The 10582-nt window shown below is 62.0% G+C and carries 9 protein-coding genes and 2 pseudogenes; 8 read left to right on the forward strand and 3 right to left on the reverse strand.

What is annotated here, in order from left to right; all coding sequences use genetic code 11:
- Positions 1-215 (forward strand): hypothetical protein (locus ACOYQJ_RS25670; protein WP_422908729.1); only part of this gene is annotated, 215 nt, incomplete at its 5' end.
- Between the two features lie 74 nt (positions 216-289).
- Here ACOYQJ_RS25670 and ACOYQJ_RS25675 read toward each other — a convergent pair.
- From ACOYQJ_RS25675 to ACOYQJ_RS25685, 3 genes are all read right to left on the reverse strand, one after another.
- Positions 290-1147: a class I SAM-dependent methyltransferase gene (locus ACOYQJ_RS25675; RefSeq protein WP_422908730.1), complete on the reverse strand. Its 858-nt coding sequence runs from the start codon at positions 1145-1147 to the stop codon at positions 290-292.
- A complete protein-coding gene (locus ACOYQJ_RS25680; RefSeq protein WP_422908731.1) occupies positions 1144-1998 on the reverse strand; it encodes a hypothetical protein in 855 nt (284 codons plus the stop codon). Before ACOYQJ_RS25680 ends, ACOYQJ_RS25675 begins: the two co-directional genes overlap by 4 nt.
- A gap of 518 nt (positions 1999-2516) precedes the next feature.
- Positions 2517-3506, reverse strand: a complete 990-nt coding sequence (locus tag ACOYQJ_RS25685) for a LysR family transcriptional regulator (protein WP_422908732.1) — start codon at positions 3504-3506, stop codon at positions 2517-2519.
- Positions 3507-3550: 44 nt separating this feature from the next.
- Here ACOYQJ_RS25685 and ACOYQJ_RS25690 point away from each other — a divergent pair, with 44 nt between their 5' ends.
- From ACOYQJ_RS25690 to ACOYQJ_RS25720, 7 genes and pseudogenes are all read left to right on the forward strand, one after another.
- Positions 3551-4513, forward strand: coding sequence for a TAXI family TRAP transporter solute-binding subunit (locus ACOYQJ_RS25690; RefSeq protein WP_422908733.1), 963 nt, complete (start codon positions 3551-3553; stop codon positions 4511-4513).
- 9 nt (positions 4514-4522) lie between these two features.
- Positions 4523-6382: a TRAP transporter permease gene (locus tag ACOYQJ_RS25695; RefSeq protein WP_422908734.1), complete on the forward strand. Its 1860-nt coding sequence runs from the start codon at positions 4523-4525 to the stop codon at positions 6380-6382.
- A complete protein-coding gene (locus ACOYQJ_RS25700; protein WP_422908735.1) occupies positions 6379-7722 on the forward strand; it encodes an acyclic terpene utilization AtuA family protein in 1344 nt (447 codons plus the stop codon). The genes ACOYQJ_RS25695 and ACOYQJ_RS25700 overlap by 4 nt, the downstream gene beginning before the upstream one ends.
- On the forward strand, positions 7709-8020 hold the full coding sequence (locus ACOYQJ_RS25705) for an AtuA-related protein (RefSeq protein WP_422908736.1): 312 nt from the start codon (positions 7709-7711) through the stop codon (positions 8018-8020). Before ACOYQJ_RS25700 ends, ACOYQJ_RS25705 begins: the two co-directional genes overlap by 14 nt.
- 181 nt (positions 8021-8201) lie before the next feature.
- Positions 8202-9230 (forward strand): IS110 family RNA-guided transposase, encoded by a 1029-nt coding sequence (locus ACOYQJ_RS25710; protein ID WP_422908737.1) that lies wholly within the window; start codon positions 8202-8204, stop codon positions 9228-9230.
- A 317-nt stretch (positions 9231-9547) separates the two neighbouring features.
- A pseudogene (locus ACOYQJ_RS25715) lies at positions 9548-10240 on the forward strand (IS5 family transposase); the annotation flags it as partial.
- Positions 10241-10496: 256 nt separating this feature from the next.
- Positions 10497-10582 (forward strand): annotated as a pseudogene (locus ACOYQJ_RS25720) (IS5/IS1182 family transposase); the annotation flags it as partial.

Raw genomic sequence — 10582 nt, forward strand, 5'->3', positions numbered from 1 at the left:
CGATCCTCCCATCCAACGCAGGAATTGAATCAGCCGACGCCCCTTCGATCAAGGGCGAGTTTTTCAACAAAATAGGCTGGGACCGGTCATCCGGTCGGTCGCGCCGAAGCCTGCAAGGTCAAGATTCGTTTGCCGCACCGCCGCAAGTCCGGTTTGAGCCCAGACCTAAAAAAATGCAGCAACGCCGCGAATGCCTGCTTCTGCGGAATTGGTAAAGGTTGGCGGAAGATCCGAGCAGCAATAACACAACCTGGAAGGTCGAAAGCCAGCACGTACATGGAGCCATTGTTCAGCCAGCAGCGGGCAATTTCGCTTTCACTGCCCACGCTCTGGCCGTAAGAGAAATCGGACCATCTGACCCAAGGTTTGCAGATAGGCGGGCCTTCAAGTCGGATCTAAGCTCTTGGGAAAGAGTGTCGACGTAACCGGGTGGCGGCCCCACGCCCAAGGTGAAAGGATGCCAGAGGGCCTCGAAATCAGGGAAGCGGGTTTCGACTTCGAGGGCCTCGATTTCAGCACCCTTGATCCCCGCCTCCTGGCAAAGCTGATCCAAGCCATCCTTCTGGCAAAATGGAAATCGCAGGCCTTCGTCCAATTCGGCCGCACGCGCATCAATCTCGGCCGCGGTTTTCCAGAACGTATCGACAAAACCCATCCCGCCTCCGGGGTAATCCCAGACGTAAAATGCGATGAACCCGCCTGGTCGCAGGACGCGGCGCATCTCTGCAAAGGCTTTTTGCGGGTCGGGCAGGAAATTGAAGACCAGCGCCGAGGTAACGATGTCCCTTGATCCGTCCGGGTACGGCAAATGCAGTGCGTCGGCTACCGCGAATTGCGCCCTCTTATCCTCATTCCTACTTTTCGCATAGGTCACGAAGTCATCCGCTTGATCGGTCGCAAGTATTGAACCTGGTGCGGCGTGGGACAGGATTGCATTGGTCAGCGCACCCGTCCCGCAACCAAGTTCGAGCCAGTCCAAATTTTCGGGCGGATCAACCCAATCGACAAACTTCTCGGCGATCAGGCCGCTCCACCTGCCCATATACTGTTCGTAGCTTTGCCCGCTGCTCCAGGAATCGTGCTTCGCTTTGAAATTCATGGTGTTTCGCCTTGCTGTTTGCTCTTCGGTGGAATCGGTTGCGGTCATGATCTGAGGCCCGCCGCCTGAAGTTGCGCCTTTGTGACCAACTCCGCGGCCAGCAAAGCGTCGATCTGGCCGGGTGCGATATGGCGGCAAAGCGGATGGCGATCCGTGATCCAGCTCGCCAAGCCTGCAAGCATCTGGGCTTCCTTCGCCTTCTTCTCCTCGCGGTTCTTGGCGATGTCTTCAACATAGGCACGCCACCGTCCCGACCTGAACCAGTTGTCCGAGAAACAAACCTTGGAGCGGGTAAAGCCCGCGCTGTGCGCCGCGTAGGCCTTCACGGCCTGCATCAGGTCCTCGACCTCTTTCCCGGCGTCCAAAGCCTCCCTTATCCGACTAAGGCACTCAGCCCTTCCTCGCACTCGGTCGGGCGGATAGGAGACCAAAATCTTCTCAGCCTCTTCATCCTCCGCCGCCTCGCGCTCACGCGTAGGTGGTTTATGGATGGTTTTAGGATGGTTTGGGGGCCGTGGTGGCCCCGGTACCCCGGCCACTGTGGCCCCGGTTCCGGGTCTAGTTTGGACGGGGTCCACTGTGGCCCCCGTCTCAATCTCGGGTTCTGCGGTCGGTTCCAGGGCTTCAACCTTGGCAAGATCAATCCGGTAAACGACGGTGAAACCGTTCTTGCAGGTGCGCGCGCCGGTCTCGACCAGGATGCCTTCCTTCAAAAACTCGCGCACTGTTCGTTTGACTGTGGTCTCGCCAAGCTCGGTATGTCGCTGGATCGTCCCCTTGGAGCACCAGATGCCGGACCCGTCATCGCTCGCCTTATCAGCCAAGAACATGATGATCTGCTTACGCGTCGCACTGCCGAACTTGCGCTCCGCGCATGTGTTCGCGACCCGCCAGCTCATTGGAAGGCTCCAAAAGGCGCAAAGACGTGCGAATTTTGTACAGGTTTTGTACGAGATTTCTGCCGTTTCAGTAGAATTCGGCCCGAAAGCTCTCGGGAGTTTCTGCAAGCATCTGCACAAAGCCCTGTAAATAAGCTATATTTTTCAGGTGTTTTTGGCGACCCCGGCAGGATTCGAACCTGCAACCTGCCCCATAGACGGATCCAAGACCCCCGCGGCTTCCACCTTGGGAGGTTTTCCAACGCGGGTCGTGGTCGCGCCAGTGCGCAACGTTGCACTGCGGCCCGCATCGAAAATCCTTCACCATACCGGACATTACCCCCCTACAAGCCAATGTCCGCATTGGAGATGAAATTATGTGTCCCATCTCGGCGTCTCGTATCCAAATCAGCCTTTTGCGTCAGCGAGCCCTCGCCAAGTGCGTTTTTCCAAGCGAGTAAGATCGAATTGGGTCCGGACGTCCCAAACTGCCCTTTATCCACCTTGCCGCAGGGATGGATGTTGAAAGGGTGCGATCGTCAGCTACGCTCCGTCTGTCCGGGCGCGGACTGGCGCAGATCGGGGAGGTTTTTCTTTGCGTGTTCCAGAAAGGCCGCAGCAGAGGGAGACAGCGAGCGGCCCGGCTGGTGAACAAGCCCGATGCGGCGCTTGGCGCCGAAATCGCGGACAGTGCGTTTTATGAGCCGCTCCATCGGCAGCACTGGAAGCGTGAGTGTAGGCAGGATCGCAATGCCGAGGCCCTCCGCCGCAAGTGCACCCGCCGTGGCCAAGTGGGCGACCTCGAAGCGCGGCGCCATTGCCAAACCGCTGCGCTGGCATGCACCATCGAGCAGTTCACGCACGCTCGTGCCGATTTCCATGGCGATCACCGGCATCTCCATCAGTTCCGCCATCTCGTAACGTCGGTCTTCGGCCAGCGGCCCGTCTGGCGCGCCGACGGCAACGAAATGATCGTCGAGCAAAGGATGGAACGTTAGTCGAAGCCGCGCCGAGACGGTGCCTGCGGTAAAGCCGATATCCGCCCGGCCGGCTTCTATCGCCTCCAGTACGCTGCCAGAGAGCCCATCGATGATGCGCAGGTCTACCCCGGGGTGGCTTTCGGTAAAGCTTTTCAGCAGCCCCGGCAGGAGGCCCGCGGTAACAGACGGCAGCCCGGCGATGGTGAGCCTGCCGCGGTTGGCCGACAGGTGGGCGTCGAATTCGTCCAATACGTCCGCTGCGGTGTTCAGCATCCGCTCGGCGAGTCGCGCAAAGGCTCTGCCGGACTCGGTGGGGGCAACATTGCGCGTATCGCGGTCGAACAGGCGTGTTCCGAGTTGCGCCTCCAGCGCCGCCAGTTGTCGCGACAGCGCGGAAGGCGACATGCCAAGTGCCTCGGAGGCCGCGCGAAACGACCCGCTTTGCGTCAGGGTCAGGGCAATCCGGTATTCGGCAAGGGTTGGATTATTGCGCATGATGCAATAATTATCGCAAAAATTGGCATTCTGGCAATAGATGACCTGTGCCATCCTGCGTCCATGACCCGCAGATCGGGCACCATGGGAGGAAACACATGAAACGTCTCGTTCACGCCCTGCTGGGCGCAACCTTGCTCGCTGGGCCAGTGGCCGCGCAGAACAAGGACCTGCTGATCGGCTCTACCTCGGCGTCGTCCAGCCACTACGGCTATTTCGTCGCCGTCGGCCAACTCATCAACGAAAACGCCGAAGGGCTGCGCGCCTCCGTCGTTGAAACCGGCGCCACGATGGACAACATCCGCCGCATGGCCCGCGATCAGGTGGACCTGGGACTGGTGACAACCAACGTTGCCCAGCACGCCGCCGCGGGCACCAACGCTTTCGAGGGAAATCCGCAGGACCTGCAGCTGCTCTGGGTCTACACCGGTGCGCCGCAGAACGTGGTGGTGCGGGCCGACGCGGGCGTTTCGGACCTGTCGAGCCTTGAGGGTGTGCGCTTCAACCCCGGCATCAAGGGCTCGGCCACCGAAGCCACCACCGAGGCGGTATTCGCCACGCTTGGCCTGAGCGCTGACTACGTGCGCGGCTCGACCACCGACGTGGTGGGCATGATCAAAGACAACCGTGTGGCGGGTTACGTGAAATCCGGCTCGGGCAACAAGCTCGACGGCTCGACGATGGACATCGCCACATCGACCGACATCGCCATTCTCGGCCTCACCTCCGAACAGGCCGACAAGCTGAAGGCCGAAATGCCCGATATCTCGGTGGTCGACATCCCTGAGGGTGCCGCAGACGGGGTGCCGGCCTATACCACTTGGAGCTTTGGCGTTGGTGTGGCTGCGCCCTCTTCGATGGATGAGGACACCGCCTACAAGATCGTCAAGGCGATCATGGAGGACGACAGCGCACAGGCCAACGCGATGGCCAGCCTGAAGGGCGCCAACCTTGCGGATATGACGCTGCAATTCGGCACCGTTCCGCTGCACCCTGGTGCGGCGCGCTGGTTCGAAGAGCAGGGCATCGAGCTGCCTGCCAAGCTGAAGCCCTCCGAGTAGGCTGAAGCCATGTCAGCCGAGCGCATCCAGAAGGCTCTGGCGATTATCGTCGGGCTCTTCGTTCTCTACACCGCCGCGACCGGCCCCTTCGAAGGGCTGATCCAGCGCGCGCTGTTCCTTGCGTTTGTTACCGCGCTTGGCTTTTCACTCTATCCGCTGGGCGCCGGGAAATCCTGGCGCCCGGTGGGGCTTGCCGTCGATCTGGCGTTGACCGCCGTGACGATTGCGGCTTGCAGCTATGTGGTCGTGAACTACGACCGGATCATGACCGAACTGCCCTGGGCCACCGGCCTTGACATGGCGCTGACCGCCGGGCTTGTGCTGGCGGTGCTGGAGCTTGGGCGGCGTACGGTCGGACTGATCTTTCCGGTGCTTGTGCTGACAGGTCTTGGTTACGCGCTGTTTGGCAACCTGCTGCCCGGGCCGCTGCGCCATAGGGGCTTCGGCATGGATTTTGTGACCGAGACGATCTTTCTCGGCGATCTCGGGATCTGGGGGATGCTCACCGGCGTGGCCGCAACGGTGATCGCCGCCTTCGTGCTTTTTGGCGCGCTCTTGCTGCACACCGGCGGCGGGCAGGCCTTCATGGACCTTGCGATGCGCCTTGGCGGCCGCCAACCCGGCGGGGCTGCCAAGATTGCCACCATCGCCAGCGGACTGTTCGGGATGATCTCGGGCTCCGCCGTGGCCAACGTCGCCACCACCGGCAACTTCACTATTCCGATGATGATCCGGCTTGGATACCCGCGCCCCTTTGCCGCCGCTGTCGAGGCCGTCGCCTCCACCGGCGGGCAGATCGCGCCGCCGATCATGGGGGCCGCGGCCTTTGTGATGGCCGAGATTCTGGGCGTGCCTTACCTGACAATCATCGTGGGCGCGATCCTGCCTGCCATCCTGTTCTATCTCTCGGTCTTCATGACCGTGCATTTCGTCGCCCTGCGCCGGGGCCTCGCCGTGGTGCCGGAGCAGGAAATGCCTGACTGGGCCACCATCCTCGCCCCTCGCCGGGTCCTGCCGATCCTCGCCGCTCTTGGCGGGCTGGGGGTGGGCATCTGGATGGGCCGCTCCATTGCCACTTCGGCCTTCTACGGCATCGTCGGGCTTTTCGTGGCCTTTCTGGCGACCGAGACCGGTCGGCTCAGTGCGCGGCAAATGGCGGGCAAGCTGATTGCCGGTCTGGAAGACGCGGGCAAGGGGATGGTCATCATCGGCGTGCTGCTGGCGGGCGCGCAGGTTCTTGTGTCGATGATCAACCTCACCGGAATTGGCGTCACGCTCTCTTCGCTGATCGTTTCGGTCGCGGGTGACAGCATCGTGCTGGTTGCCATCATCGTCGGCCTCGTTTGCCTGATCATGGGCATGGGCCTGCCGACCACCGCGGCCTACGTGCTGGTCGCCGCCGTACTTGCCCCGGCGATGACGGCTGTGGGGGTGGACCCGCTGGCCGCGCATCTGTTTGTCTTCTACTTCGCCACCATCTCGGTCATCACACCACCGGTTTGCGTGGCGGTCTTTGTTGGCTCCGGCATCGCGGCCACAAACTGGCTGCCCGCGGCGGGCGAGGCTGTGCGTCTTGGGGCGGTGACCTATATCGTGCCCTTCCTGCTGCTGCTCTATCCTGGGATGCTTTTGGGCGGCGGGCCGCTGGATATTCTCGAGGCCGTGGCGGCCGGGCTGGTTCTTGTCATCGCGGTGCCAGGGCTGCTGGCCGGGGCGCAGATGTTCGGTCACCGCACGCTGGACGTGGCGATCTACGCCGCAGTCATCGCGCTGGCGATCTATCCGCATCCGATCACCCCCTTCATCGCATTGCCCCTGCTGGCAGGGGCCTTTGTGATGGGCCGCACACAAAGGAGGGCGCTATCATGAACGTGATCCGCATCGGCGCAGGCGCGGGCTTTCAGGGTGACAGGCTGGCGCCCGCGGTAGATCTGGCAGAACGCGGCGCGCTCGATTACCTCGTGTTCGAATGCCTCGGTGAGCGTACCATCGCGTTGGCCCAGCAAGAGCGCATATCCAATCCCGCCGGTGGTTTTGATCCGCTGCTGGAACGCCGGATGCGAGCGGTTCTGTCCGCCTGCCGCAAGAACGGCACCAGGATCATCACCAACATGGGCGCGGCAAACCCCCTGGGCGCGGCGGAGCGCACCGCCCAGATCGCCCGAGAGTTGGGCCTGACCGGGCTGAAGGTGGCCGCTGTCACCGGCGATGATGTGCTCGGCATGATTGGCGATTACGTGTTGGACGAAACCGGTGCCCCAGCCGCTGCGCTGCGCGAACGCCTTGTCTCGGCCAATGCATACATCGGCGTCGATGGGCTGGTGTCGGCGCTGGAGGCGGGTGCCGACGTGGTGATCTGCGGGCGGGCGTCAGACCCGACATTGTTCCTCGCCCCGCTGGTGCACGAATTCGGCTGGGCGCGCGATGACTGGACCCGCCTCGGGCGCGGTGTTCTGGTGGGGCATCTGCTGGAATGCGCCGCGCAGATCACCGGCGGCTACTTTGCCGACCCGGGCGTCAAGGACGTGCCCGACCTTGCCCGCATCGGCAACCCGCTTGCCTTGGTCGATGCGACGGGTCACGCGATCATCACCAAGTTGCCTGGCACCGGCGGGCGGATCACCCGAGCCACCTGCATCGAGCAACTGCTCTACGAAATTCACGACCCGGCGCGCTATCTGCAACCCGATGTGGTCGCTGATTTTTCTAATGTGACCTTCGAGGAGCGCGCGCCAGACTGCATCGCCGTGGCCGGGGGCGACGGTCACGCTGCCACCGGCCAGTTGAAGGTGTCGGTCGGCTATCGCGATGGCTGGCTGGGCGAAGGGCAGATCAGCTATGCCGGGGCCAATTGCGTGGCACGGGGCGAGCTGGCCGTTGCCCTCGTGCGGGAGCGGCTGAAGCCACTGGCGGCCAGCATCAGGGAAGACCGCGGCGAGTTGATCGGAGTCAATTCGGTCGCCCCGCAAGCCATCTCTGCCACCCATGTACCGGAGGTCAGGATGCGCTATGCCGCGCGTTGCGATGATGCCGAAACCGCGCTCCGCGTTGGCGAAGAGGTCGAAGGGCTCTATCTTGCAGGGCCAGCCGGAGGCGGCGGCGCGCGCAGTCACCAGCGCCCGATTCTCGCCATCGCGTCCACGCTCGTGCCCGCCGCCGAAGTTTCTGCAACCGTTGTTATGAAGGAGGTGCTCGGTGAAACTGCATGACATCGCCCACGCCCGCACAGGCGACAAGGGCGATATTTCCAACATTTCGCTGATCGCATACGACCCGGCGCATTGGCCGCTGATTTGCGAGCACGTCACTCCCCGGCGCGTGGCCGCCCACTTCGGCAACCTAACCCCCGAAAGTGTGACCCGCTACGAGCTACCCCAACTCCACGCTCTGAACTTCGTTATTCAGGGGGCCTTGACCGGCGGGGTCACGCGCTCCCTTGCGCTTGACGCCCACGGCAAATGCCTCGGCTCCGTTCTTCTTGAAATGGAAGTCGTCCTCAACCCGTAACTGTCTGCCAGACCGAGCAGGAAGGAAGGTTGGAGGTTTGACCACTTTCGGAGCGCGCGTTAATGGTCAAACCCTCGAACGCATCGAATGACGGTCTCTGCGGGCTTTGATGATGTGACCGCCCCCCGACGGCATCAATGTGCCAAGGTGGGTCTGCGATGATCCACAAAGGAGGACGGTCATGTCGGAGATTATCACGGTCGGGCTCGACCTGGCGAAGAATGTTTTCCAAGCTCACGGCGCCGATGCATCAGGCCAAGCGGTGCTGCGCAAGAAGCTGAGAAGGGATCAGGTCCTTGAGTTTTTCGGACGGCTGCCGTCCTGCGTCGTTGCCATGGAAGCCTGCGGCGGCGCTCATTTCTGGGGCCGCGAGATCGGCAAGCTGGGCCATGAAGTGCGGCTGATCCCACCCGCCTACGTCAAGCCGTTCGTGAAGCGGCAGAAGAATGATGCGGCCGATGCCGAGGCGATTTGCGAAGCGGCGACGCGCCCGACGATGCGTTTCGTTCCGGTGAAGAGCGAGGAGACACAAGGCGCTGCCATGGTGTTTCGCGTGCGCGAGCTTCTGATCCGGCAGCGGACCCAGGCCATCAATGCCCTGCGCGGCCATCTGAGCGAGTTCGGGCAGATCGTGCCGCAGGGGGCAGCGAATGCATCGAAGCTGATTGCAATCGTCGAAGACCCGGAATGCGGCCTGCCTGCCGATGCTATCCCCACGCTCAAGGTCCTCGTCGCGGCACTGGCACAGCTGGAAGCTGAGATCGAAAAGCTTGATACCGAGATCATCCGTCGAGCCAAGGAGAACGAGGTCGCGCGACGGCTGATGACTGTGCCGGGCATCGGTCCGCTGATCGCCACGGCCATCGCGACCCTTGCGCCGCCGCCTGAGACTTTCCGCAAGGCGCGGGATTTTGCGGCTTGGCTCGGCCTTACGCCCCGGCAGTATTCAACCGGGGGCAAGCAGCGGCTCGGAGCCACGACGAAGATGGGCGAGCGGTCCCTGCGACGCCTGCTGATCATCGGCGCCAACAGCGTCATTATCAAACGGCATACCCACGCTTCGGCCAAGCCCGGCACGTGGCTGGGCGGCATGTTGACGCGCAAGCCGCCGATGCTGGTGCGGGTGGCGTTGGCGAACAAGATGGCGCGGATCGTCTGGGCCTTGATGGCCCGGGGCGGCGTCTACCAGTCTCCGGCCGCAGCGGCATAAGCCCGTTGTAGGTCGCGAGAACGTCGGAGCGGAAGAGGGCAAGGAGCAGTTTGGCGCAATAGTCGTGAGACGGGATCGGGAGAACCAGTGTGCAACAGAGTGCCATCGAGCACGCGGCTTTGATCTGGACCCGACCTTCGAACACCATACGGGCCCGCGGCTTGAGAAATGCCGCATCAGAGGCCGGACACATGTCAGCACCCGATGACGCGCTGAAGCCAGCTCCAATATTACCTCTTGCGCACGGGGCGGTTACACATGTTGCACAAATCGGGTGAAGGATTCACTGTGCGAATCCGGGGTGATAACTGGATCGCATGAGCAGTTGGGCCCTACAAAGTACAAGACCACGACCTGTTCGTCCTACAATGAAAGCTTGAAGTGACGTGGGCCGCTTTCGATCTGGTTCGATCCCCAGATGGTTTGGGCACCGCCACCGACGGGCAAACCTGGTTGGCGGCACCAATTCAGTGATGCGGCGATCCAGGCCTGCCTGACCCTAATGTCATGTTTGTGATACGCCTCCGGCAGAAGACAGGCTTTGTGGAAAGCCTGTTGCGGCTTGTCGGACGCCGGATTTCAGCACCCTTTGCCGCCGTCAGAGGGCTCTGAAGGTAAGTCGGCCGTATTGCGGTGGACCCGGTCCAATAAACCTGCTGATCGACAGAACCGGCATCAAGGCTGAGGGCGAAGGGGAATGGAACGCCTGCAAGCATGGTGGCGCGAAACGGCGCATCTGGCGCAAGATAAACAACGGCATCGACGAGGAAACACTGGAAATTCAGGCGGTAGAGGTCACTGGCAGCACCATCGGTGACGCGCCCATGCTGCCAGAGTTGCTGAAGCAAATCCCGCCCGAGCAGGCCATTGGATCAGCAACCGCTGACGGGGGCTACGACATGCGCAAATGTCACGATGCGATTGCTGCCCGAAATGAAGCGGTCAATGCGTCGCGCTATCTGGGACGGGCACTGTGGCGGCGATGGAGCGAATATCACCTACGAAGCCGTCCCTGCGCATACCTGACCTTCACGGATTTTGCGGCCCAAAGCCGCCCTCCGCTCGGGTTGACGGGTGCTGCGGTGCGGCCCGTTGAACCAGCCATTCGCTGCGGTTGTAAAATCGTTGACGTGGCGAACTCATACTCTGCGGACAAAGTGTGAATTCGCCGTATGTGACTCAATAGCCGCTTTGAAGATCTAGGGTCAGGATGCATTGATTTCTGTGGCGCCGCGTGATTCACGCTTCCAAAACTGGAGCGGTGACATGAGCGACCTCTTCTGGCTGACCGACGCGCAGATGGCGCGTCTGGCCCCTTTCTTTCCCAAGTCCCACGGGAAGCCCCGGGTTGA

Origin of the sequence: Pacificoceanicola algae (assembly GCF_049341065.1) — a bacterium.
Classification (GTDB): Bacteria; Pseudomonadota; Alphaproteobacteria; order Rhodobacterales; family Rhodobacteraceae; genus Pacificoceanicola.